Below are 22,491 nucleotides of genomic sequence, written 5' to 3' on the forward strand. Positions count from 1 at the left end.
GCATAAATAACAGGGTTATTAGAGTAAGTTTTTCCTTCAGAATTATCTTAGGATACTCGCCAGTTAATAACCCACATTTAGCGGATTGATTTAAAATATGATTAATGAACGCGCATCCATTTTTATAAAATGGCTAAAACAAGAAGTGGCTCCGGCGTTAGGTTGTACCGAACCCGTCGCTATTTCTTTTACTACCGCTTACGCTGCGAAACATTTAGATACGGCCTGTCAAAGTATTAACGGTTTTATTTCTGCGAATCTGTACAAAAACGCGATGGGCGTAACTATTCCAGGAACATCCGTTAGCGGTGTCGCGCTTGCCGCCGCCATTGGCGCTTTTGGCGGCGATGCCGATAAGGGGTTAAAAACACTGGAGGGGATTACCCAGCAGCATGTCGAATTAGCGCAAAAGCTAATCGCCGATGGCCAGGTTAATATTCGCGTGGAAGATACTCCCGATTTTATCCATCTGGATCTGACCCTGACTGATGGCGAAAAGAGCTGCCGCGTGGTAGTTAAAGGCACGCATACCAATATCGTTGAACTTTATATTAATGGCGAAGCGCAGGCTTTGGCTAATAAACAGAATACGGTAACGCAGCAGGAAGCGTTAGAACCCTTTTCGCTTGCCGGAGCCTTCAATTTTATAAGCGAAGTCGATTTTGCCGACATCGAATTTATTCTCGAAGCCGCCCGCCTCAATTCGGCGCTGGCAAATGAAGGCAAGAGCAAGAAATATGGTTTAAACATCAATGGTACCTTCTCTGATGCAGTAAAAAAGGGTCTGCTCAGCAACGACCTGCTCAGTAAAGTCATCATCAATACCGTCGCCGCATCCGACGCGCGGATGGGCGGCGCTCCCGTCGTCGCCATGTCAAACTTTGGTTCCGGCAACCAGGGTATCGCCGCTACCATGCCGGTAGTGACGGTCGCGGAGCATCTTAATGCCGATGAAGAAACGCTCGCACGGGCGCTCGCGCTCTCCCACCTGACCGCGATATCGATCCACTCCCGCTATACGCGTCTGTCCGCGCTATGCGCGGCGTCTACGGCAGCAATGGGAGCAGCTGCCGGGATGGCGTGGCTATTTACTCGCGATATGGAAACCATTAACACCGCGATTATTAATATGGTCAGTGATATTACCGGTATGATTTGTGACGGCGCTTCTAATAGCTGCGCGATGAAAGTTTCATCCGTCGTGTCCAGCGCATTTAAGGCTGTATTGATGGCCATGCAAAATAGCTGCGCAAGCTCTAATGATGGGATCGTTTGCGCTGACGTTGAGCAAACGATTAATAATCTCTGTCGTCTGGTTGTTAAGCCCATGGCCTATACCGACAAAGAAATTATCAACATCATGGTTGCTAAATAATCATTAACTAATCTTTCCACGTACCTTACATAAATAATTAATTTCTTAAATAACAGATATTGCTTATGAACAAAAAAGTTATCCTACGGGGCGCCAGCGCCATTCTTCCCTTGTGTATCGGCGACTTTCCCTTTTCATTTATCGTCGGCGCGCTAAGCGTGAGCGCCGGAATGAGCGTCTGGCAAAGTACGGTCTGGTCCACCATTGTTATTGCGGGTTCAGCACAAATGCTGGCGTTGAATATGCTCAAAACCGGGGCGAGCCTCGGGGTAATTATATTCACCACGCTGATTATTAATCTCCGTCATATACTTTACAGCGCATCAATTTCCAGTACCGTACGCGAGGCGTCCTTTTTTAAAAAATGCTTTATGGCCTATGCTCTGACCGATGAGGTGTACGCCACGACGGTGAAAGAGATGGAGGAGAATAAAAAGGATAAATATCTGTTCTACTCTTCAGCCATGCTGACATTTTGGTTCGCCTGGGTTTTAGCCGATTTCCTTGGCGCTCTGGTTGGCGCCTCATTTCCACATATTGAAAAATACGGTCTGGACTTCGCGATGGTCGCCGCCTTTATCGCCATCGTCGTTCCGCAAATCAAGAGCCAGGCCTGTACCGTCGCCGCCATTGTGGCTGCCGTATCCGGCGTACTTTTGGTCGTGCTGCCCTATTCGTTAGGCATTGTCGTCGCATCCGTATTGGGCGTAATGGCGGGCCTGAGCGTCGATCTCGCCGAAGAGCGTAAACAAGCGCAGGCCGCCGCTAAACTCTCTCTCGAAGGAGCGCTGGAAAATGAGTAATAGCTTTTTTATCGCCCTGACGCTGGGTATGGCCGCCGTGACCTTTCTTATTCGCTTCTCGTTCATTGGTCTCGCCGGGAAAATCCAGATGTCGAACCGGGTCAGCAAAACGCTGCGCTTTGTGCCGGTGACTGTTCTGCCAGCCATCATCACGATTCAGATCCTGAGCGTGAACTCCAGCATGGAGTTTGATTTAAAAAACCCGAAAGTCATCGCCGCGATTATCTGCACGCTTGCCAGCTTCCGACTGGGGCTGGTCTGGGTCGTCGTCAGCGGCGTTGGTTCACTGGTTTTACTTAACTATTTCATGTAACCACTTATCAAGAGGAATCAACAGAATGATTATTTCCACCGCGTCCGCGCCTGCCGCCATCGGTCCGTATGTTCAGGGGGTAAACCTGGGTACCATGACGATGACCTCAGGGCAGCTCCCGGTTAATGCGCAAGATGGCACCATGTCTGACGACATCGCTGTGCAAACGCGCCAGTCGCTGGAAAACGTTAAGGCTATCGTGGAAGCGGCGGGCTTGCAGGTGAAAAATATTGTTAAGACGATGGTTTTCGTCAAGGATCTGAACGATTTTGCCACCATCAACGCGGTCTATGAAGCGTTCTTCGTTGAACACAACGCGGCGTTTCCAGCCCGCTCCTGCGTTGAGGTCGCCAGACTGCCTAAAGATGCGGGTATTGAAATCGAGGCCATCGCCGTCGCCTGATCCCCAGCCGGAGGCTCTCCTCCGGCATCTTCTCCTCCCCCACTTTTGAGGTTTACCCGCAGCGAACTTTACGGGCAAAATATCGCCACTTCTTTGCGAGGAACGCAGAATGCTAAAGATTCGTCTTGCACGTCCGGAAGATGCGGCTTTACTCAACGATATGGCGAATGCCAGCTATCGTCATCACTTTACCCACCTCTGGCATAACGCCGATGAAATGGAGCGCTACCTGCAGCAAGAGTATGCCGTGGCCTCACTGGAGCGCAGCCTGGCCGATACGCAGTGCTGCTGGTTGATTGCTGAGGCAGAGGAGCCAATCGGCTTTGCTAAATACGCCTGCCGCCAGGACATCAATCCCGAAGGCCCAACCGGTACGCTATTGCATAAGCTCTATCTGTTACCTGCAACAACGGGCCATCGCTATGGCGAGCAGCTTTTTCACGCCGTCGAGAAGCGAGCAAAAGTTGCCGGTGAACGCTGGCTCTGGCTGGAGGTGCTCGCCGCGAATACCCGCGCCCGCCGTTTTTATGAACGTCAGGGAATGCAGCACGTAAAAGATGTCGTCTTTCATTCTGCGACCCAGCAAAGCACATTACACATTTTGGCTAAACCGATCTGAGAGGCAGCATGCATACCCTTCGTGAAACCGCCATTCGCAACGTCGCCAGCGGCGAAAACGTGGTGATTTACCAGCCCGCCAACCTCTATGACTGCACGCTAGGCGATAACGTCTTCGTCGGCCCCTTCGTTGAAATCCAGGGCCATACCCGCGTTGGCAGCGACAGCAAAATTCAGTCCCATACCTTTATCTGCGAGTACGTGACCATCGGCGAACGCTGTTTTATCGGCCACGGCGTAATGTTCGCTAACGATATGTTCCGCGACGGCAAGCCCAACGCCGACCGCGAAAGCTGGGGAAGAATCGTCATTGGCAACGATGTGTCTATCGGCAGCGGCGCAACCATTCTGGCGGTCAGCATTTGCGATGGCGTCGTGATTGGCGCGGGCAGCGTGGTGACAAAATCCATTACAGAGAAAGGCGTGTGGGCAGGAAACCCGGCAAAACTGCTGCGGCGGCTATAAAAAATGCCGGCCACCTGGGCCGGCATTGACAACGTTTTAGCGATTATGCGCGCCAGGATTTATAGCGGTTAATCAGGCCGTTAGTGGAGCTGTCGTGGCTGCTGACTTCAGAACCATCCTTCAGCTCCGGCAGGATGCGGTTCGCCAGCTGTTTGCCCAGCTCAACGCCCCACTGGTCGAAGGTGAAGATGTTCATAATCACGCCCTGGGTGAAAATCTTATGTTCATACAGGGCAATCAGCGCGCCCAGACTGAACGGCGTGATTTCACGCAGCAGGATGGAGTTAGTCGGCCGGTTGCCTTCAAACACTTTGAACGGCACCACGTGTTCCAGCGTCGCGGGATCTTTACCCTGATCGCGATATTCCTGTTCAACCACTTCGCGGGATTTACCAAACGCCAGCGCTTCGGTCTGCGCAAAGAAGTTAGACAGCAGCTTCGGATGATGGTCAGACAGCGGGTTATGCGTAATCGCCGGAGCGATAAAATCGCACGGCACCATTTTGGTCCCCTGGTGAATCAGCTGATAGAACGCGTGCTGACCGTTGGTGCCCGGCTCGCCCCAGATGATCGGGCCCGTCTGGTAATCCACGGCGTTGCCGTTACGGTCAACGTATTTACCGTTGGATTCCATGTTGCCCTGCTGGAAGTAGGCGGCAAAGCGGTGCATATACTGGTCGTACGGCAGAATCGCTTCGGTTTCAGCGCCGAAGAAGTTGTTGTACCAGATACCGATCAGCGCCAGCAGCACCGGCAGGTTTTTCTCAGCCGGCGTGGTGGAGAAGTGTTTGTCCATCGCGTGCGCGCCGGAGAGCAGCTCGACGAAGTTGTCGAAGCCCACGGACAGGATGATGGACAGGCCGATAGCAGACCACAGAGAGTAACGACCGCCAACCCAGTCCCAGAACTCAAACATATTGGCGGTATCAATACCGAATTCACCTACCGCTTTACCGTTGGTGGAGAGCGCGGCGAAGTGTTTCGCTACGTGTTTCTCATCGCCAGCGGTCGCCAGGAACCAGTCGCGCGCGCTGTGGGCGTTGGTCATGGTTTCCTGGGTGGTAAAGGTTTTCGACGCCACCAGGAACAGCGTGGTTTCCGGGTTCACCGTTTTCAGCACTTCGGCGATATGGGTACCATCGACGTTAGAAACAAAGTGCATATTCAGGTGATTTTTGTACGGACGCAGCGCTTCGGTCACCATGAACGGGCCAAGATCGGAGCCGCCGATACCGATGTTCACGACGTCGGTAATCGCTTTACCGGTGTAGCCTTTCCAGCTACCGGAGATAATAGCTTCAGAGAAGGTTTTCATCTTCTCAAGCACGGCGTTCACTTCCGGCATCACATCTTTGCCATCAACCAGAATCGGAGTATTGCTGCGGTTACGCAGCGCAACGTGCAGCACCGCGCGATCTTCCGTGCGGTTAATCTTCTCGCCGGAGAACATGGATTTAATGGCGTCAGCCAGGAAGGTCTCTTTGGCCAGATCCTGCAGTTTGGCCAGCGTCTCTTCGGTGATGCGGTTTTTGGAAAAATCCACCAGCATCAGATCGTCGAACGTGGCGGAGAATTTAGAGAAACGGTCGCTATCTTTCGCGAACAGATCCGCGATGGTAACGTCTTTCATTTCATCAAAGTGTTTCTGTAATGCCTGCCAGGCAGAGGTCTGCGTTGGGTTGATGTTTTTCATTAGCAATACTCTTCTGATTTGAGAATTGTGACTGCGGTCGATTGTAGCGCCGGTGACGAAAAATTGTGATGATTTTTATGTTATGCCGATGATACGCGTCAGAAATTGGGGCAATTTGAGGCAAAACGTCCCTGATAGTATAGACATCATAAGGCTTTTTTCTGTCAGCGACCCGCGCATGAAAAATCCGCATAACCCTGACGTTGACATACTTCGCCTGAACCCTTTATATAACGGCAGTACCTACATATACGTAGGTAGGTATGGATCGCGCATTTCACGCTACAGCGAAAGGGTATTGCAGGGGGGTATAATGTCCCGCGTCCCCCTGGCAAAGTGAAAGACGTCGGTAATTGCCAGAAGAGGTGCGTTGCCCAGGTAACCGTATTGGAGGAGCCAGTCCGGGGAAAATACGTGAGGGGGAGCAACGCCGAGGTGAATAAGCGTCTGGTTACGCTCATCACCGGCCACAGGGGCTGAATCCCCTGGGTTGTCACCAGAAACGTTCGCAGTCGGGCGTTTCATACTCGCCATCTGATGCGCTGCATCGGCAAGCGGGTCTACAAGGTGGAGCACTTCTGGGTGACATCGTAGTTTGTTTATCGCTCTGCGCCCACCCTGTTTTTCGCTCTTCCCTTGTGCCATGGCTGAATAATTTGGCCTGGCTTATTAAGACATTTTGTTGCAATCCGGCTGCGTCCAGCCCCGCCAGGATTGGTTGTCAGGAATCGTTTTAATAAGTCAGGCCCCCTGACACGAGGTTGTTATGACAGACTTAGTTGTAGCCAAATTCGGCGGTACCAGCGTTGCCGACTTTGATGCCATGAACCGCAGCGTAGACGTCGCGCTGCTGGATGCCAATACCCGCGTGGTGGTGCTTTCCGCCTCGGCTGGCGTGACCAACCTGCTGGTCGCCTTAGCGGAAGGGCTGGAACCTGGCGAACGTTTCGCAAAGCTCGATGCCATGCGGCAAATCCAGTTCAATATTCTGGAGCGTCTGCGTTATCCGAACGTGATACGCGATGAAATTGAACGCCTGCTGGAAAACATCACCACCCTGGCGGAAGCCGCCTCCCTGGCCAGTTCAAGCGCGTTAACCGACGAACTGGTCAGCCATGGCGAACTGATGTCTACTCTGCTGTTTGTCGAGATCCTGCGCGAGCGCGGTATCGCCGCCCAGTGGTTCGACGTGCGCAAGGTTATGCGCACCAACGATCGCTTTGGCCGCGCGGAACCGGATATCGCCGCCTTATCTGAACTCACCGAGCAGCTTCTGGCTCCGCGTCTGGCGGAAGGCCTGGTGATCACCCAGGGCTTTATTGGCAGCGAAGCGAAAGGCCGTACCACCACACTTGGCCGCGGCGGCAGCGACTATACCGCCGCGCTACTCGGCGAAGCGCTAAACGCTACCCGCGTCGATATCTGGACCGATGTTCCGGGTATCTATACCACCGACCCGCGCGTTGCGCCGGCGGCCAAACGCATTGACGTTATCGCCTTTGAAGAAGCGGCGGAAATGGCGACCTTTGGCGCGAAAGTGCTGCATCCGGCCACCCTGCTTCCCGCCGTACGTAGCGATATTCCGGTATTCGTCGGCTCCAGCAAAGAGCCAAAAGCGGGCGGCACGCTGGTGTGCAAAAATACGGAAAATCCGCCGCTGTTCCGCGCGCTGGCGCTGCGCCGCAAGCAGACTCTGCTGACCCTGCACAGCCTCAATATGCTGCACTCGCGCGGTTTTCTGGCCGAGGTATTCAGCACGCTGGCGCGTCACAGTATCTCCGTCGATCTGATCACCACTTCTGAAGTGAGCGTGGCGCTGACCATGGATACCACTGGTTCGACTTCGGCCGGCGACACCCTGCTCACCCAGTCGCTGCTGACCGAACTGTCCTCGCTGTGCCGCGTTGAGGTTGAACAGGACCTGGCGCTGGTTGCCATCATTGGTAACGAACTGTCGAAAGCGTGCGGCGTCGGTAAAGAGGTGTTTGGCGTGCTGGAGCCGTTTAATATTCGAATGATTTGCTACGGCGCATCCAGCCACAATCTGTGCTTCCTGGTACCGGGTGCAGATGCCGAGAAAGTGGTGCAGAAGCTGCATCATAATCTGTTCGAGTAACAGCGATAAAAATGGCCCGCCATTTCTGCCGGGCCATTTAAGATGGCAGACAAAGGGTGCCTTTCTGCCATTGCCTTGCAGAAATGCTGGCCTTACAAATCAAACGCGTATCAAAGATTCCGATTTAGCGTTCCCCATCACCGTGGTCATCAGTAATCTGTCCAACTCCCTGATATTCCCTGTCCGGCTCTCAGGCAGCGCTGGCGGGATCGCGCCTCTGAGCAGCTCGGACTGAATAAACGCATGCAGTAATGGCCGCCGCGGACCATATTCAGCCTCGTCGGCGCGCTGTTTGCGCGCCAGCAGCTCGTCGATTTCCTGACGCAGGCCCGCCTCCAGACAGCTTCCCGCCAGCAGTTCAGCAAAGCGCATCGGCGGCGCCCCTTTTCCCGCCTCAACCCAGCGGACGGCCAGTAGCGGACGCAGCACGTAAAAGTACTTTTTCAACCGCACCTGTTCACCCTGCAGATAGCCGCGAAAATTCTTTCTGGCCATCGAGTAGTAATGCCAGCGGGCGCGTACCGGAGAAAACCACTCCGGTATCAGCCGCTTAAGCGCCTGAACCGTCGCATCATCCTGCTGATACACCACCGGCGAGTCCAGCCATTCGATCAGCGTCGGATTTGCCCCTTTCAGCAGACCCAGCGCCTTACGCCACTCCCAACCGCAGACGTCCAGCTCAGCGTCGATGGGCAGCTCGATAACATTGCGCGGCGCATCCACCCGCAGGTACCACTCAGGGGGATGAACATAGAGAAACCGCACATCATAATCGCTGTCCGGCGAAGCAAAGCCCCAGCCCCGGCTGCCGGACTCGCAGGCGTAGAGCACCCTGACGCCGTAGCGCTGCTCCACCTCCTGTAACTGCCGCCGCACCTTATGGCGCATGGCGGCATCCACACCGTTATACGTCATGTTGTTTATCCTTTTAGATTGACCAGTCCATGCAGCACCTGGTCCAGGCCGCCAAAGACCGAGATTTTATCGATACGCTCCGCCACCCTTTCCAGCGTTTCCAGCTCTTTTAAGCGCAGCGCGACCGGGTTGTTTTCCATCACTTTCGCGGTGTTGAGCAGCGAACGCGTCGCCGCGGTCTCTTCACGCCGGCGGATCACGTTCGCCTGCGCCGATTTCTCCGCCTCCACCAGCTGCGACAGAATAGCTTTCATGTCGCCGGGCAAAACAATATCTTTCACGCCCAGCGAGGCGACTTCGATACCAAATGCCGCCATGCGCTCGGTTACCTGCGCGCTCACCACCTCATCAATGATGTGCTTATCTTCCAGTAGTTCATCCAGCGTTCGCGTTCCGACGGCTTCACGCAGCGCAAACTGCAGTTCGCGATACAGATGGTCCAGCGGCTTCGTCAGCTGCCCAAAAGCCCGCAACACATCGCTGTAGCGCCAGTTCGCCGCCAGATTTAAACGCAGATTCACTTTATCTTTGGTCAGAATCTCCTGACCGCCGACTTCCAGCACCTGCAGGCGGGTATCGACCACTTCAGCTTCCACCAGGTGATTGATCTTCCAGTAGGCGCTCAGGCCCGGCGGCAGCAGCGACTGCGTCTCACCATCGACTTTCAATACCCCGACGTGCCAGGCTGGCACCGATACGGTCAGGATCGCTTCGCGACCTTTTACCGTCCCGTGACGTCTCGGCTGCAGCACCGCGTTCATGATCGCCTCGGGGACCTCAACCTGCCGGGTATCCAGACGTAGCAGCTGCATCTCGTCACCGGCGGCCCAGTAAAGTCGACGCGTCGCTGGCGGCAGAATTTCCTGCAGCACGCCGTTGTTATAGAGCGCTCCGGCCTCGTTATCCGTCAGGTCCGCCGCCAGGCAGTACTGTTCGATCCATTCCGCCTGAAAGCGCCGTAAATACTCGGCCAGCGCCTCCGGCACTTCGCTGCCGTCCCTGTTAACGATTAGCACTTCAGGAACGTTGAACCACGGCAGGCGATACTCGCCCGCTTCCAGAATCTGATAGTAATCTCCCTGACGAGAGAGAAGTCCCAGTTGGCCTTTCCGTATAGTGATTTTTTTAGCCATTTTTTATTCCTTATAAAAAGCAGGCGCGGGTGCAGGGGCGAAGCCGCAGGGGAACTCCCTTTTGCCTGCGGCACGGCGCCTTTACCGGCGGCCTGCTGTGGGGAGTGCTGACTGCGCAAAACCCCGTGTATCTCTATGATTAACAAACCAGTTTTCATTGGAGTGAAATCGGGAATCGAACCCATTGGTGGTTATCGGCTGACGGAACGCGCCCGAAAGACGGTCAGTACCGTTTCTGACGTGCCGGCGGGGTTTAACCCCCTGCGAATTCAGCGAAATAACGAAAGGGTTATTGCCAGATGCGTGCCAGGACGAAAAAGTGACGAAATAAATTTTTATCTCATTGATTAAAAGTGATTTATTTTTTAACTCGGTTTTTGCCGTTGCCCGGCTCGGGAGAATTTTTTATCTTTTAGTATCGATACTTATCTTATGAGATAAATAATGAACAAGCGTCGGGTGGTGATTGGCGTTCTCGGAACGGTACTGGATAAACGCGGCAAGCGGGCTAATCGTTTAAAGAAATGGCGGCCCACCGTTGGGCTATGCCAGCAGGCCGATTTTCCTGTCGACAGGCTGGAGCTCATCCACCAGCCGCACGATGAAAGCCTGGCGCAAAAGCTGATCGAAGATATCGCCCTGCTTTCGCCGCAAACCGAAGTACGCCCGCATAGGGTCGAGATAAACGATCCGTGGGATTTTGAAGAGGTCTACGCGGCGTTTCTCGACTTCGCCAGCCGCTACAGCTTTGATACCGAAAACGAAGAGTATCTGGTGCATATCACTACCGGGACTCACGTGGCGCAAATCTGCTGGTTCCTGCTGACGGAGGCGCGCTATCTTCCCGCCAATCTGCTGCAGACCGGTCCTGCGCCGAAAGGCTCACCGGATGAAGCCATCGCTGTCGGTATTTACTCGGTTATCGATCTGGACTTAAACCGCTATGCCGCGCTCACCAGCCGCTTTCAGCGCGAGCAGCAGCAGTCGGTCTCTTTCCTGAAAGCCGGGATAGAGACGCGCAATGCGACGTTCAACAAGCTTATCGATCGAATTGAGCGCGTGGCGATCCGATCGACCGATCCGATCCTGCTTACTGGCCCAACGGGCGCCGGTAAGTCCTTTCTCGCCAGACGTATCTATCAGCTGCGCCAGTCGCGTCATTTAGTGGCGGGAAAATTTATGGCGGTTAACTGCGCCACCCTTCGCGGCGATAACGCAATGTCTACGCTGTTTGGCCATGTCAAAGGCGCGTTTACCGGCGCGGTCGCGCCGCGCGCCGGACTATTACGCGAAGCCGACGGCGGCGTGCTGTTTCTTGATGAAATCGCCGAGCTAGGGCTGGACGAGCAGGCCATGCTGCTGAAGGCCATTGAAGAAAAAACCTTTTTCCCGTTTGGTTCGGACAACGAGGCGCACAGCGACTTTCAGCTAATCGCCGGAACGCATCGCGATATGCAGCAGTGGGTGGCGGAAGGACGCTTTCGCGAAGATCTTTATGCGCGCATCAATATGTGGCGCTTTGCCCTCCCCGGCCTGGCGCAGCGGCGGGAAGATATTGCGCCAAACGTGGAGTATGAACTACGGCGACTGGCCAGCGAACGGCAGACGCAGATCCGCTTTGATAAAGAGGCCCGCGAGCGTTATCTGGCCTTTGCCTGCTCGCCGCAGGCGCAGTGGCGCGGCAATTTTCGCGAACTCAGCTCATCCGTGGCGCGTATGGCGACGCTGGCCGAGCAGGGGCGCATTACGCAGGCCGTTGCGGAAGAGGAGATTATGCTGCTGAAAGAGAGCTGGCAGCTAACGACGTCTTCTCCTGACATAGCAATGGAAATCGATCTCTTCGATCGCCGGCAGCTGGAAACGGTGCTGGAGGTCTGCCAGCGCAGCGCTTCGCTCTCCGAAGCCGGACGCGAGCTGTTCGCCGTCTCCCGTCAGAAAAAGGCCAATCCTAACGATGCTGACCGCCTGCGCAAGTATTTAGCGCGCTTCGGACTCAGCTGGGAGCTTATCCGCAGCGGAACATGAGCATAATTTGTTTGAATAATATTTCTTAGCACGATAAACAATAGCTATGGCCGGGCTCGATCCCGGCCGGTCAATAACAAGCAAACACAACTTATGTGCAAGGAAAACAACATGCTCGCCACGCTTACGCGGCTGTTCCCATTATGGGCGCTGCTGCTCTCGGTTATCGCTTATTACACGCCATCCACTTTTACTCCCGTTGGCCCTTGGGTCCCGACGCTGCTGATGCTGATTATGTTCGGCATGGGCGTGCATCTGAAAGTCGACGACTTTAAGCGCGTGCTTTCCCGCCCCGCGCCGGTTGCCGCAGGGATTTTTCTCCACTACCTGGTGATGCCGCTCGCCGCCTGGCTGCTGGCGCTGATTTTTCACATGCCGCCGGAGCTTTCCGCCGGCATGGTGCTGGTGGGCAGCGTCGCCAGCGGTACGGCATCCAACGTGATGATCTTTCTGGCAAAAGGCGATGTTGCGCTCTCAGTCACCATCTCCTCGGTATCCACCCTGGTCGGCGTGGTCGCGACGCCGCTGCTGACGCGTCTGTACGTGGATGCGCATATTCAGGTAGATGTGATGGGAATGCTGCTCAGCATTCTGCAAATTGTGGTGATCCCAATTGCACTGGGGCTGGCGGTGCATCATCTGCTGCCGAAAGTGGTGAAGGCGGTGGAACCGTTTCTCCCGGCCTTTTCGATGGTCTGCATTCTGGCGATTATCTGCGCCGTGGTGGCAGGCTCCGCGTCGCATATCGCTTCCGTTGGTTTTGTGGTGATTATCGCCGTTATCCTGCATAACACTATCGGTCTGCTCGGCGGCTACTGGGGCGGGCGACTGTTTGGCTTTGACGAGTCCACCTGCCGCACGCTGGCGATCGAGGTAGGAATGCAGAACTCCGGCCTTGCCGCCGCGCTGGGGAAAATCTACTTTGGCCCGCTGGCCGCGCTGCCCGGGGCGCTGTTCTCGGTCTGGCACAACCTGTCTGGCTCGCTGCTGGCCGGTTACTGGTCAGGGAAGCCGATTGCGGATGAATCGCGTAAAACGGAAAAAGAGAGCTAACAACCCGTAATTTTCCCGGCTTGCGCTGCGCTTAGCCGGGCTACGGTCCGTGCAGCTTGCGGGTTTTGTAGCCCGGACAGGTGCGCAGCACCGCCTCCGGGATTTTCTGCGAGGCACAACAATTTACCGTGAGACGTCCGCCCCTTTACCGTACACTGAAGCCACAGGCTAACTGAGGGCACCACTATGGCACTCCCCCGCATCACTCAAAAAGAGATGACCGAGCGCGAACAGCGCGAACTGAAAACCCTGCTCGACCGCGCGCGCATCGCCTATGGCCGTCCGCTGACCAACGCGGAGACCAATAGCGTGAAAAAAGAGTACATCGATAAACTAATGCTCCAGCGCGAAGCCGAGGCTAAGAAAGCCCGCCAGCTCAAGAAAAAGCAGGCTTACAAACCGGATGCGGAGGCCTCGTTTTCCTGGTCGGCAAATACGCCAACGCGCGGCAGACGCTAACGCCCTTTCTTTTTACGCCCAGGCGCAGTAAAGCGTTTGCCGTTCGACGCCGGACGGGAAGACTTCTCGCTGGTTTTTTCCATCGCGACTACCGGGCGCTTAATGCCGGCCGTTTTCGGCTTCGCCTTTGCCTTCGGTTTCGCCTCTGAAGACGAGTTCTCAATCAGCTTGAAGAGATCGATCAGCTCATCGTCGGTCAGATCGCGCCACTCTCCCAGCGGGATCCCCGACAGGCTGACGTTCATGATCCGCGTCCGCTCAAGCTTCGTCACTTCATAGCCAAAATATTCGCACATCCGGCGGATCTGGCGATTCAGCCCCTGAACCAGGGTAATGCGAAACACAAAAGGCGCTTCTTTTTTCACTTTGCACTTCTTCGTTACCGTGCCGAGAATCGGTACGCCCGCGCCCATTCCGCGAATAAACTCATCGGTCACCGGCTTATCAACGGTGACCAGATACTCTTTTTCATGGTCGTTACCGGCGCGCAGGATTTTATTCACCAGATCGCCATGGTTGGTCAGAAAGATGAGCCCCTGCGAGTCTTTGTCCAGACGGCCGATTGGGAATACGCGTTTGCTGTGGTTAACGAAATCAACGATGTTGTCGCGCTCCCCGTCTTCGGTAGTGCTGACGATGCCAACCGGTTTATTCAGCGCAATCAGTACTAAATCATCCGCTTCGCGCGGCTCAATCAACCGGCCATTGACCTTGACTACGTCGCCAGCTTTAACCTGGTCGCCAATAGTGGCGCGTTTGCCGTTGATAAAAACGTTGCCTTGTTCGATAAAGCGATCGGCTTCACGGCGCGAGCAAATTCCGCTTTCGCTGATGTATTTATTGAGTCGGGTTGACGAGTCGGGCAGCATAACTTCTCCTGAAACACTTCATCCTTCAAGTTGTCTCTGCGATGGCTACACTCACTGATCCCAGTCACATAGATTTCTATGCTGCCGGGCGTCGCTCCCTTGCCGCCTTGATAAAACTTGAATGCTTTCTGTTTAAAAACGAAATATACCCTACCTTGCAGGCGATAAAAAAGAATCGCGCGCTCGCCGCCTGACGCTAAATGTGATCTGTCCCGCCTTTCAACACAAAAGTGTACTTCAGAAAGCCCAGCAACTTTGCCCGGCGAAATAAAGCAGAATCAGGCCCTTATCACTTACGGCACAAACGTGCCGGAAACCGGCGATTAGCAACGCAAATGTGCAACAGAAACGGTCAGAAGGTTGCTATGAAAAAGAGGAAAATTTCTTTAAAGCGGGCGCCTGATGGGGTTATATCAGATCGTGAGCGCCAATATCTGATTTGCACAAATGTGCAGGAGCCGACAGTGACGATGGAAAACAGCGACGATATTCGTCTGATCGTAAAAATCGCCCAGCTCTATTATGAGCAGGATATGACCCAGGCGCAGATTGCCCGCGAGCTGGGGATATATCGCACCACCATCAGCCGTCTGCTGAAGCGCGGCCGCGAGCAGGGCATCGTCACTATCGCCATCAACTATGACTACAACGAAAATCTGTGGCTTGAGCAGCAGCTGAAACAAAAATTTGGCCTCAAGGAGGCGGTGGTGGCGGCCTGCGACTCGCTGCTGGAGGAGGATCAGCTCAATATTATCGGCCTGCATGGCGCACAATTGGTCGACAGGCTGCTGGAGCCGGGCGATATCGTCGGTTTCTCCTGGGGGCGTGCGGTACGCGCGCTGGTGGAGAATCTGCCGCAGGCCAGCCAGTCCCGTCAGGTTATCTGCGTCCCGATTATCGGCGGCCCCTCCGGCAAGCTGGAGAGCCGCTACCACGTGAATACGCTGACCTACGGCGCCGCGGCGAAGCTGAAAGCGGAATCGCATCTCGCCGATTTCCCGGCGCTGCTGGATAACAAATTAATTCGCAACGGTATTATGCAATCCCAGCACTTTAAAACCATTGCATCTTACTGGGATAACCTGGACGTCGCGCTGGTGGGGATCGGTTCACCGGCTATCCGCGACGGCGCCAACTGGCATGCGTTTTACGGCAGTGAAGAGAGCGACGATCTCAACGCCCGCCAGGTCGCCGGTGATATCTGCTCGCGCTTTTACAATATTGATGGCGCGCTGGTAGAAACCGCCATGAGCGAGAAAACGCTATCTATTGAGATGGCGAAACTCAGGCAGGCGCGTTATTCGGTAGGTATCGCCATGGGCGAGGAAAAATACTCCGGTATTCTTGGCGCCTTAAATGGACACTATATTAACTGTCTGGTGACGAATCGAGAAACCGCCGAGTCACTACTGAAGTAAATTACAACGATATGATTTCACGCAGCGCTGCTGCGGGGGATCCCTTTATCTGAAGAAACAGGAGTCGATAATGGATACGTGGTTAAACTTAAAAGATAAAATTATTATTGTTACCGGTGGCGCATCAGGAATTGGCCTGGCGATTGTCGATGAATTATTAGCCCAGGGCGCTAATGTGCAGATGAGCGATATTCACGGTGGCGATAAACATCAGCTCGGTGAAAATTATTGTTTCTGGCCAACCGATATTTCCAGCGCCAGCGAAGTGAATAATACCGTCGACAGTATTATTCAGCGTTTTGGCCGTATTGACGGATTGGTTAATAACGCTGGCGTCAACTTCCCGCGTTTATTAGTTGATGAGAAAGCGCCGTCCGGCCGCTATGAATTAAATGAAGCGGCATTCGAAAAAATGGTCAATATCAATCAAAAAGGCGTATTTCTGATGTCACAGGCGGTAGCCCGCCAGATGGTTAAACAGCGCAGCGGCGTGATTGTTAACGTCTCGTCGGAAAGCGGCCTCGAAGGCTCTGAAGGCCAGAGCTGTTACGCCGCGACTAAAGCCGCGCTGAATAGCTTTACCCGCTCATGGTCGAAAGAGTTAGGTAAACACGGTATTCGCGTCGTGGGCGTTGCGCCGGGCATTCTGGAAAAAACCGGGCTGCGCACGCCTGAGTACGAACAGGCGCTGGCCTGGACCCGTAATATTACCGTCGAGCAGCTGCGCGAAGGCTATAGCAAAAATTCGATTCCGATTGGTCGTTCGGGTCGACTCAGCGAAGTCGCTGATTTTGTTTGCTATCTACTCTCAGATCGCGCCAGCTATATCACCGGAGTCACCACTAACATCGCGGGCGGAAAAACGCGCGGCTAAGGGGGAAAAATGGTTAACGTCATCTTCTGCGCCCACGGCCAGCTGGCCTGCGCCATGCTCGACTCGGTGCGCATGGTTTACGGCGATGTCAACGTCAGCGCCGTGGAGTTTGTACCGGGTGAAAACGCGGGCGACATCGCCGGTAAGCTTGAAAAGTTGGTAAGTACTCACAAAGACGAAGAGTGGCTTATTGCCGTCGATTTACAGTGCGGAAGCCCGTGGAATGCCGCCGCCGGGCTGGCGATGCGCAACCCGCAGCTCCGGGTCATCAGCGGCCTGTCGCTGCCGCTGGCTCTGGAGCTGGTCGATAATCAGCAAACGATGAATGCAGAAGCGCTGTGCCAACACCTGGAACTTATCGCCAGCCAGTGCTGCGTCACCTGGCGGCAACCGGAAACCGTTGAGGAGGATTTCTGATGAACATTACGCTCGCGCGCATTGACGACCGTTTGATTCACGGCCAGGTCACCACCGTTTGGTCAAAAGTGGCCAACGCCCAGCGCATTATTATCTGTAATGACGACGTGTATAACGACGACGTTCGCCGCACGCTGCTTCGCCAGGCCGCGCCGCCGGGCATGAAGGTTAATGTGGTGAATATCGAGAAAGCCGTCGCCGTTTATCACAACCCGCAATATCAGGACGAAACGGTCTTTTATTTATTCACAAACCCGCAGGATGTATTAACCATGGTGCAGCAGGGGGTGAAAATAGCCACCCTGAATATTGGCGGTATGGCCTGGCGACCGGGTAAGAAACAATTAACCAAAGCGGTATCATTAGACGCAGCGGATATTAATACCTTTCAGCAGTTAGATAAGCTGGGGGTTAAACTTGATTTACGCGTCGTAGCTTCAGATCCGTCGGTTAATATTCTCGATAAAATAGCAGAGCAGTCCGTTACAGAATAATAAAACGCGCCTTTTATTTCACCCTGGCATTCTGGCTGCATCGCGGCGGCAAATGAGCGAGTCACCAGCAGCATAGATTACTATGCGACTGGGGCGAGAGAATGCAGTCAACAAAGAGGCAGCCTGAAGAACATCGTGTAAATGCCGTAAAAGGCAGGGATTTCTATACCCTCAAGGTGACAAATTATGGAAATAAGTACCCTACAAATAATAGCCATATTTATTTTTTCCTGTATTGCCGGGATGGGCAGCGTGCTGGATGAATTCCAGACGCACCGTCCATTAATCGCCTGTACCGTGATTGGCTTAATTCTCGGCGATTTAAAAACCGGAATTATGCTCGGCGGGACGCTGGAGCTCATCGCGCTCGGCTGGATGAACGTCGGCGCGGCGCAGTCTCCGGATTCGGCGTTAGCCAGCATTATCTCCGCCATCCTGGTGATCGTGGGCCAGCAAAGCATCGCTACCGGAATAGCGATTGCGCTGCCGGTCGCTGCAGCAGGTCAGGTGCTCACCGTGTTCGCCCGCACCATTACCGTGGTGTTCCAGCACGCGGCGGATAAGGCCGCGGAAGAGGCACGCTTCAGAACAATCGATCTGCTGCACGTGTCGGCGCTGGGCGTTCAGGCGCTGCGCGTCGCCATTCCCGCACTCATCGTTTCTCTGTTTGTCAGCGCGGATATGGTCAGCAATATGCTCAACGCCATTCCGGAATTCGTCACCCGCGGTCTGCAAATCGCCGGCGGTTTTATCGTGGTGGTCGGCTACGCCATGGTGCTGCGCATGATGGGCGTGAAGTATCTGATGCCTTTCTTCTTTCTCGGCTTCCTCGCGGGCGGCTATCTCGACTTTAGTCTGCTGGCTTTCGGCGGTGTGGGGGTCATCATCGCGCTGATTTATATCCAGCTCAACCCGCAGTGGCGTAAACCTGAACCGCAGGCCGCCGCCCCCTCTTCCACCGCCCTTGACCAGCTTGACGACTGATGGAGCCCAACATGGAACAGAAAAAAATTACCCAAGGCGACCTGGTGAGCATGTTTCTGCGATCCAACCTGCAGCAGGCGTCATTCAACTTCGAGCGTATCCACGGGCTTGGTTTCTGCTACGACATGATCCCGGCCATCAAGCGCCTCTACCCGCTGAAGGAGGATCAGGTTGCCGCGCTGAAGCGCCATCTGGTGTTCTTCAATACCACTCCGGCAGTCTGCGGGCCGGTTATTGGCGTGACCGTCGCGATGGAGGAAGCGCGGGCCAACGGCGCCGCTATTGACGATGGCGCCATCAACGGGATCAAAGTCGGCCTGATGGGGCCGCTGGCAGGCGTGGGCGACCCGCTGGTATGGGGCACGCTGCGGCCAATTACCGCCGCCCTCGGCGCCTCGCTGGCGCTCTCCGGAAATATTCTTGGTCCGCTGCTGTTCTTCTTTATTTTCAACGCGGTTCGTCTGGCGATGAAGTGGTACGGACTGCAGCTTGGCTTCCGTAAAGGGGTCAATATCGTCAGCGATATGGGCGGTAACCTGCTGCAAAAACTGACCGAAGGCGCCTCCATTCTTGGCCTGTTTGTGATGGGCGTGCTGGTCACCAAGTGGACCACCATCAACGTCCCGCTGGTGGTCTCGCAAACGCCGGGCGCCAACGGCTCAACCGTCACCATGACCGTACAAAACATCCTCGATCAGCTTTGCCCCGGCCTGCTGGCTCTGGGCCTGACGCTGCTGATGGTGCGCCTGCTCAATAAGAAAGTGAACCCGGTCTGGCTGATTTTCGCCCTCTTCGGTTTGGGGATTATCGGTAACGCACTGGGCTTCCTGTCCTGATTATTCCGCCCGGCGATGCCGGGTCTACTTCAACAAGTTAACCCCAAAGATGGCGCAGTACGGCGAGGCGGCAACTGGATTTATCCCTGGGAGCGTGGATTCACTGCGTGACCCGGGGACGTGAAGGAAGCCAATACAGCCGTAATGCGAAAGATGAAGGGGATGAGGTGGTAAACATGCAAACAACAACAGCCCTGCGCCTGTACGGCAAACGCGACCTGCGCCTGGAAACCTTTGCACTTCCGGCGATGCAGGATGATGAAATCTTCGCCCGGGTGGTCACCGACAGCCTGTGCCTCTCTTCGTGGAAAGAGGCGAACCAGGGCGAGGACCACAAAAAGGTGCCTGACGATGTGGCGACTAACCCGATCATCATCGGCCATGAGTTCTGCGGAGAGATCATCGCCGTCGGCAAAAAATGGCAGCACAAGTTTCACGCTGGCCAGCGCTATGTGATTCAGGCCAATCTGCAGCTACCGGATCGCCCGGACTGCCCCGGTTATTCCTTCCCGTGGATCGGCGGCGAAGCCACCCACGTGGTGATCCCTGACGAGGTGATGGCGCAGGATTGCCTGCTCACCTGGGAAGGCGATACCTGGTTTGAAGGTTCGCTGGTGGAGCCGCTTTCCTGCGTAATCGGCGCGTTCAACGCCAACTATCATCTGCAGGAAGGCAGCTATAACCATGTGATGGGCATTCGCCCGCAGGGGCGCACCCTGATCCTCGGCGGCACGGGCCCGATGGGTCTGCTGGCTATCGACTACGCGCTGCATGGCCCGATCAACCCGGCGCTGCTGGTGGTCACCGACACCAATAAGCCAAAACTCAGCTATGCGCGCCAGCACTATCCCTCCGAGCCGCAAACGCTGATTCACTATCTGGATGGGCACGACGCCAGCCGCGAAACGCTGATGGCGCTCTCCGGCAGCCACGGTTTTGACGATATTTTTGTCTTCGTCCCTAACGAACAGCTCATCACTCTGGCATCCTCGCTGCTGGCCCCGGACGGCTGCCTGAACTTTTTCGCCGGCCCGCAGGATAAGCAGTTCAGCGCGCCGATCAATTTTTACGATGTGCATTACGCCTTCACTCACTACGTCGGCACCTCCGGCGGCAATACCGACGATATGCGCGCCGCCGTAGCGCTGATGCAGGCAAAAAAAGTCCAGACTGCAAAAGTGGTGACCCATATTCTGGGGCTGAATGCGGCGGGCGAGACCACCCTGGATTTACCGGCGGTGGGCGGCGGTAAGAAGCTGGTTTATACCGGGAAAAACTTCCCGCTGACGCCGCTGGGAGACATTCGCGACCCGCAGCTGGCGGCGATTATGGAACGTCACCACGGTATCTGGTCAAAAGAGGCGGAAGAGTATCTGCTGGCCCACGCGGAGGATATTGCTCATGATTAATCGCGATACGCAGCTATGCATGTCGCTGGCCGGTCGCCCGGGCAACTTCGGTACCCGCTTCCATAACTATCTGTATGAAAAACTCGGGCTGAATTATATCTATAAAGCCTTTACCACCCAGGATATTGCCGCAGCGGTGAAGGGCGTCCGCGCATTGGGCATCCGCGGCTGCGCGGTCTCAATGCCGTTTAAAGAGAGCTGCATACCATTTCTCGACGCTCTTGATCCTTCGGCGAAGGCGATTGATTCGGTCAACACCATCGTCAACGACGACGGCAGGCTAACCGGGTTGAATACCGACTACATCGCGGTGAAAAGCCTGATTGACAGCCATCAGCTCGACTCCTCTGCCAAAGTGATGATCCAGGGCAGCGGCGGGATGGGCAAAGCGGTCATCGCCGCCTTTCGCGATGCCGGTTTCCGCGATGTGATTATCGCCGCCCGCCATCGCGATCGTGGACTGGTGCTGGCAAAGCAGTACGGTTTTCAATGGCAGCCAAAGCCGGAAGGGATCGCGGCGGATATTCTGGTTAACGTCACGCCGCTCGGCATGGCGGGCGGTGCGGAAAGCGAAACCCTGGCCTTTAGCCCGACGATGGTGGAACGGGCCGACGTGGTATTTGACGTGGTCGCTCTGCCGCCGGAAACCCCGCTCATCAAACTGGCGAAGAAGCGGGACAAACACGTTATCAGCGGCGCGGAGGTGATTGCCCTGCAGGCGGTGGAGCAGTTTGCGCTCTACACCGGCGTGCGTCCGGACGCGGCGCTGGTCGCTGAAGCCGCGGCCTTTGCCAGAGGATAAGGGCAAACGAAGAGCGCCAGGGAGGGCGCTCTAATAACCATTGATCGGAAAGTCGATTGCAGCGCGCAGCGCAGCCCTTCCCTTGCCTGTGAATCATCACGTGAAACTAAGCGGTTTCCGCTAACCTGTCACGCCCGGTAGAGTCACTCTGCGAGGTACTTTCCAGATTAATTCGGAGAATCCCTGCGCCAAAAATCGCCGCTCCGCTTTGCTCAGCGCGTCTCAGCGTGAGCCACGTCAGCAAGCGGTGAGATATCCTGTGATAACATCCCAGCCCGAATAATCATCTGGTCAAATGGAGAAATTATGGAACTGCTGCTATTGAGTAACTCAACGCTGCCGGGCAAAGCCTGGCTGGAACATGCGCTGCCGACCATTGCCGGGCAGCTAAATGGTCGCCGTTCCGCGGTATTCATCCCTTTTGCCGGGGTGACGCAAACCTGGGATGATTACACCGCGAAAACCGCCGCCGTCTTCAGCCCAATGGGCGTTACGGTTACCGGTATTCACAGCGTCGCGGACCCGGTTTCGGCGATTGAGAACGCGGAGATAGTTATCGTCGGCGGCGGCAATACCTTTCAGCTGCTGAAAGAGTGTCGCGACCGCGGCCTGCTGGCGCCGATGGTGGATGTTGTGAAGCGCGGGGCGCTGTATATCGGCTGGAGCGCGGGCGCTAACCTTGCCTGCCCGACAATTCGCACCACCAATGATATGCCGATTGTCGACCCTAACGGTTTTTCTGCACTGGGGCTGTTTCCGCTGCAAATTAACCCGCACTTCACAAACGCGCTGCCGGAAGGCCACAAAGGGGAAACTCGCGAACAGCGGATTCGCGAGCTGCTGGTGGTTGCGCCAGAGTTGACGATTATCGGCCTGCCGGAAGGCAACTGGATACAGGTGACGCAGGGCCACGCCACTCTCGGCGGCCCGAATCCGACGCTGGTTTTCAGAGCCGGAGAGGAAGCGGTAACCCTGAACGCAGGCCATCGTTTCTGACCCCCCGCCCTTGTCCCGGAG

23 protein-coding genes and 1 riboswitch are annotated in these 22,491 nt (G+C 55.3%); of the genes, 19 read left to right on the forward strand and 4 right to left on the reverse strand.

Translation table 11 applies throughout. The features are described from left to right. The first annotated feature begins 97 nt into the window (after positions 1–97). From ABLV11_RS09500 to ABLV11_RS09525, 6 genes are all read left to right on the forward strand, one after another. On the forward strand, positions 98–1,375 hold the full coding sequence (locus tag ABLV11_RS09500) for an L-serine ammonia-lyase, iron-sulfur-dependent, subunit alpha (RefSeq protein ID WP_126488160.1): 1,278 nt from the start codon (positions 98–100) through the stop codon (positions 1,373–1,375). Between the two features lie 65 nt (positions 1,376–1,440). Next, entirely contained in the window at positions 1,441–2,178 is a 738-nt protein-coding gene (locus ABLV11_RS09505) for an AzlC family ABC transporter permease (RefSeq protein WP_004109581.1), read from the forward strand. Beyond that, entirely contained in the window at positions 2,171–2,491 is a 321-nt protein-coding gene (locus ABLV11_RS09510) for an AzlD domain-containing protein (RefSeq protein WP_004109584.1), read from the forward strand. Before ABLV11_RS09505 ends, ABLV11_RS09510 begins: the two co-directional genes overlap by 8 nt. A gap of 25 nt (positions 2,492–2,516) precedes the next feature. Then, positions 2,517–2,894, forward strand: coding sequence for a Rid family detoxifying hydrolase (locus ABLV11_RS09515; protein ID WP_004109587.1), 378 nt, complete (start codon positions 2,517–2,519; stop codon positions 2,892–2,894). A 109-nt stretch (positions 2,895–3,003) separates the two neighbouring features. Beyond that, positions 3,004–3,513, forward strand: a complete 510-nt coding sequence (locus ABLV11_RS09520) for a GNAT family N-acetyltransferase (RefSeq protein ID WP_064343585.1) — start codon at positions 3,004–3,006, stop codon at positions 3,511–3,513. 8 nt (positions 3,514–3,521) lie between these two features. Beyond that, complete coding sequence (locus tag ABLV11_RS09525) at positions 3,522–3,977, forward strand: acyltransferase (protein WP_004109596.1); 456 nt, start codon at positions 3,522–3,524, stop codon at positions 3,975–3,977. A 43-nt stretch (positions 3,978–4,020) separates the two neighbouring features. Here ABLV11_RS09525 and pgi read toward each other — a convergent pair whose 3' ends face one another. After that, positions 4,021–5,670, reverse strand: coding sequence for a glucose-6-phosphate isomerase (gene pgi / locus ABLV11_RS09530; protein WP_004097737.1), 1,650 nt, complete (start codon positions 5,668–5,670; stop codon positions 4,021–4,023). Between the two features lie 352 nt (positions 5,671–6,022). Beyond that, a riboswitch (Lysine riboswitch) is annotated at positions 6,023–6,256 on the forward strand. Positions 6,257–6,436: 180 nt separating this feature from the next. Here pgi and lysC point away from each other — a divergent pair. Further along, complete coding sequence (lysC, locus tag ABLV11_RS09535; RefSeq protein ID WP_004109599.1) at positions 6,437–7,786, forward strand: lysine-sensitive aspartokinase 3; 1,350 nt, start codon at positions 6,437–6,439, stop codon at positions 7,784–7,786. A gap of 99 nt (positions 7,787–7,885) precedes the next feature. Here lysC and ABLV11_RS09540 read toward each other — a convergent pair whose 3' ends face one another. Beyond that, complete coding sequence (locus ABLV11_RS09540) at positions 7,886–8,701, reverse strand: nucleotidyltransferase domain-containing protein (protein ID WP_126488158.1); 816 nt, start codon at positions 8,699–8,701, stop codon at positions 7,886–7,888. A 5-nt stretch (positions 8,702–8,706) separates the two neighbouring features. Continuing rightward, a complete protein-coding gene (locus tag ABLV11_RS09545; protein WP_004117199.1) occupies positions 8,707–9,834 on the reverse strand; it encodes a slipin family protein in 1,128 nt (375 codons plus the stop codon). A gap of 444 nt (positions 9,835–10,278) precedes the next feature. On the opposite strand from ABLV11_RS09545, the gene rtcR reads away from it, so the two are divergent. The 3 genes from rtcR (at position 10,279) to ABLV11_RS09560 (ending at position 13,371) form a co-directional block, all read left to right on the forward strand. Further along, positions 10,279–11,859, forward strand: coding sequence for an RNA repair transcriptional activator RtcR (gene rtcR, locus ABLV11_RS09550; RefSeq protein ID WP_053064522.1), 1,581 nt, complete (start codon positions 10,279–10,281; stop codon positions 11,857–11,859). 111 nt (positions 11,860–11,970) lie between these two features. Then, on the forward strand, positions 11,971–12,912 hold the full coding sequence (gene panS, locus ABLV11_RS09555; protein WP_016808446.1) for a ketopantoate/pantoate/pantothenate transporter PanS: 942 nt from the start codon (positions 11,971–11,973) through the stop codon (positions 12,910–12,912). 186 nt (positions 12,913–13,098) lie between these two features. Next, positions 13,099–13,371 (forward strand): DUF3811 domain-containing protein, encoded by a 273-nt coding sequence (locus tag ABLV11_RS09560; protein WP_151386386.1) that lies wholly within the window; start codon positions 13,099–13,101, stop codon positions 13,369–13,371. Here the strand turns inward: ABLV11_RS09560 and rluF are convergent. Further along, positions 13,368–14,240, reverse strand: coding sequence for a 23S rRNA pseudouridine(2604) synthase RluF (rluF, locus tag ABLV11_RS09565; RefSeq protein ID WP_126488156.1), 873 nt, complete (start codon positions 14,238–14,240; stop codon positions 13,368–13,370). The genes ABLV11_RS09560 and rluF overlap by 4 nt on opposite strands. A gap of 470 nt (positions 14,241–14,710) precedes the next feature. Between rluF and ABLV11_RS09570 the strand changes: the two genes are divergently transcribed. The 9 genes from ABLV11_RS09570 to pepE all read left to right on the forward strand — a co-directional run bounded on the left by ABLV11_RS09570 (position 14,711) and on the right by pepE (position 22,470). Continuing rightward, on the forward strand, positions 14,711–15,658 hold the full coding sequence (locus tag ABLV11_RS09570; protein ID WP_126489675.1) for a sugar-binding transcriptional regulator: 948 nt from the start codon (positions 14,711–14,713) through the stop codon (positions 15,656–15,658). Between the two features lie 70 nt (positions 15,659–15,728). Then, positions 15,729–16,532: an SDR family oxidoreductase gene (locus ABLV11_RS09575; protein WP_004109619.1), complete on the forward strand. Its 804-nt coding sequence runs from the start codon at positions 15,729–15,731 to the stop codon at positions 16,530–16,532. Positions 16,533–16,541: 9 nt separating this feature from the next. After that, a complete protein-coding gene (locus ABLV11_RS09580) occupies positions 16,542–16,949 on the forward strand; it encodes a mannose/fructose/sorbose PTS transporter subunit IIA (protein WP_004109623.1) in 408 nt (135 codons plus the stop codon). Beyond that, entirely contained in the window at positions 16,949–17,443 is a 495-nt protein-coding gene (locus ABLV11_RS09585) for a mannose/fructose/sorbose PTS transporter subunit IIB (protein ID WP_004109627.1), read from the forward strand. The genes ABLV11_RS09580 and ABLV11_RS09585 overlap by 1 nt, the downstream gene beginning before the upstream one ends. 186 nt (positions 17,444–17,629) lie before the next feature. Beyond that, positions 17,630–18,427, forward strand: a complete 798-nt coding sequence (locus tag ABLV11_RS09590) for a PTS mannose/fructose/sorbose transporter subunit IIC (RefSeq protein ID WP_004109631.1) — start codon at positions 17,630–17,632, stop codon at positions 18,425–18,427. Positions 18,428–18,438: 11 nt separating this feature from the next. Next, positions 18,439–19,263, forward strand: a complete 825-nt coding sequence (locus ABLV11_RS09595; RefSeq protein ID WP_004109634.1) for a PTS system mannose/fructose/sorbose family transporter subunit IID — start codon at positions 18,439–18,441, stop codon at positions 19,261–19,263. 176 nt (positions 19,264–19,439) lie between these two features. Then, positions 19,440–20,672: an L-sorbose 1-phosphate reductase gene (gene sorE, locus ABLV11_RS09600; protein WP_348855290.1), complete on the forward strand. Its 1,233-nt coding sequence runs from the start codon at positions 19,440–19,442 to the stop codon at positions 20,670–20,672. Continuing rightward, the gene (locus ABLV11_RS09605) at positions 20,665–21,474 is read left to right on the forward strand and encodes a shikimate 5-dehydrogenase (protein WP_023320161.1); all 810 of its coding nucleotides are present in this window, start codon (positions 20,665–20,667) and stop codon (positions 21,472–21,474) included. The genes sorE and ABLV11_RS09605 overlap by 8 nt, the downstream gene beginning before the upstream one ends. Positions 21,475–21,780: 306 nt before the next feature. After that, a complete protein-coding gene (gene pepE, locus ABLV11_RS09610) occupies positions 21,781–22,470 on the forward strand; it encodes a dipeptidase PepE (protein WP_004117180.1) in 690 nt (229 codons plus the stop codon). Positions 22,471–22,491: the final 21 nt, after the last annotated feature.

This window comes from Klebsiella sp. GW_Kp181 (genome assembly GCF_040062315.1).
In the GTDB taxonomy this organism is placed as follows: Bacteria; Pseudomonadota; Gammaproteobacteria; order Enterobacterales; family Enterobacteriaceae; genus Klebsiella; species Klebsiella oxytoca.

Bases quoted from the DNA above. Each gene is read 5' to 3' on its own strand.
- ABLV11_RS09560 (WP_151386386.1), top strand. From the start codon at position 13,099: ATGGCACTCCCCCGCATCACTCAAAAAGAGATGACCGAGCGCGAACAG.
- ABLV11_RS09500 (WP_126488160.1), top strand. From the start codon at position 98: ATGATTAATGAACGCGCATCCATTTTTATAAAATGGCTAAAACAAGAA.
- ABLV11_RS09580 (WP_004109623.1), top strand. From the start codon at position 16,542: ATGGTTAACGTCATCTTCTGCGCCCACGGCCAGCTGGCCTGCGCCATG.
- sorE (WP_348855290.1), top strand. From the start codon at position 19,440: ATGCAAACAACAACAGCCCTGCGCCTGTACGGCAAACGCGACCTGCGC.
- ABLV11_RS09520 (WP_064343585.1), top strand. From the start codon at position 3,004: ATGCTAAAGATTCGTCTTGCACGTCCGGAAGATGCGGCTTTACTCAAC.
- pgi (WP_004097737.1), bottom strand. From the start codon at position 5,670: ATGAAAAACATCAACCCAACGCAGACCTCTGCCTGGCAGGCATTACAG.
- ABLV11_RS09515 (WP_004109587.1), top strand. From the start codon at position 2,517: ATGATTATTTCCACCGCGTCCGCGCCTGCCGCCATCGGTCCGTATGTT.
- ABLV11_RS09570 (WP_126489675.1), top strand. From the start codon at position 14,711: ATGGAAAACAGCGACGATATTCGTCTGATCGTAAAAATCGCCCAGCTC.
- ABLV11_RS09510 (WP_004109584.1), top strand. From the start codon at position 2,171: ATGAGTAATAGCTTTTTTATCGCCCTGACGCTGGGTATGGCCGCCGTG.
- ABLV11_RS09545 (WP_004117199.1), bottom strand. From the start codon at position 9,834: ATGGCTAAAAAAATCACTATACGGAAAGGCCAACTGGGACTTCTCTCT.
- ABLV11_RS09540 (WP_126488158.1), bottom strand. From the start codon at position 8,701: ATGACGTATAACGGTGTGGATGCCGCCATGCGCCATAAGGTGCGGCGG.
- rluF (WP_126488156.1), bottom strand. From the start codon at position 14,240: ATGCTGCCCGACTCGTCAACCCGACTCAATAAATACATCAGCGAAAGC.
- pepE (WP_004117180.1), top strand. From the start codon at position 21,781: ATGGAACTGCTGCTATTGAGTAACTCAACGCTGCCGGGCAAAGCCTGG.
- ABLV11_RS09605 (WP_023320161.1), top strand. From the start codon at position 20,665: ATGATTAATCGCGATACGCAGCTATGCATGTCGCTGGCCGGTCGCCCG.
- ABLV11_RS09505 (WP_004109581.1), top strand. From the start codon at position 1,441: ATGAACAAAAAAGTTATCCTACGGGGCGCCAGCGCCATTCTTCCCTTG.
- lysC (WP_004109599.1), top strand. From the start codon at position 6,437: ATGACAGACTTAGTTGTAGCCAAATTCGGCGGTACCAGCGTTGCCGAC.
- panS (WP_016808446.1), top strand. From the start codon at position 11,971: ATGCTCGCCACGCTTACGCGGCTGTTCCCATTATGGGCGCTGCTGCTC.
- ABLV11_RS09590 (WP_004109631.1), top strand. From the start codon at position 17,630: ATGGAAATAAGTACCCTACAAATAATAGCCATATTTATTTTTTCCTGT.
- ABLV11_RS09575 (WP_004109619.1), top strand. From the start codon at position 15,729: ATGGATACGTGGTTAAACTTAAAAGATAAAATTATTATTGTTACCGGT.
- ABLV11_RS09585 (WP_004109627.1), top strand. From the start codon at position 16,949: ATGAACATTACGCTCGCGCGCATTGACGACCGTTTGATTCACGGCCAG.
- ABLV11_RS09525 (WP_004109596.1), top strand. From the start codon at position 3,522: ATGCATACCCTTCGTGAAACCGCCATTCGCAACGTCGCCAGCGGCGAA.
- ABLV11_RS09595 (WP_004109634.1), top strand. From the start codon at position 18,439: ATGGAACAGAAAAAAATTACCCAAGGCGACCTGGTGAGCATGTTTCTG.
- rtcR (WP_053064522.1), top strand. From the start codon at position 10,279: ATGAACAAGCGTCGGGTGGTGATTGGCGTTCTCGGAACGGTACTGGAT.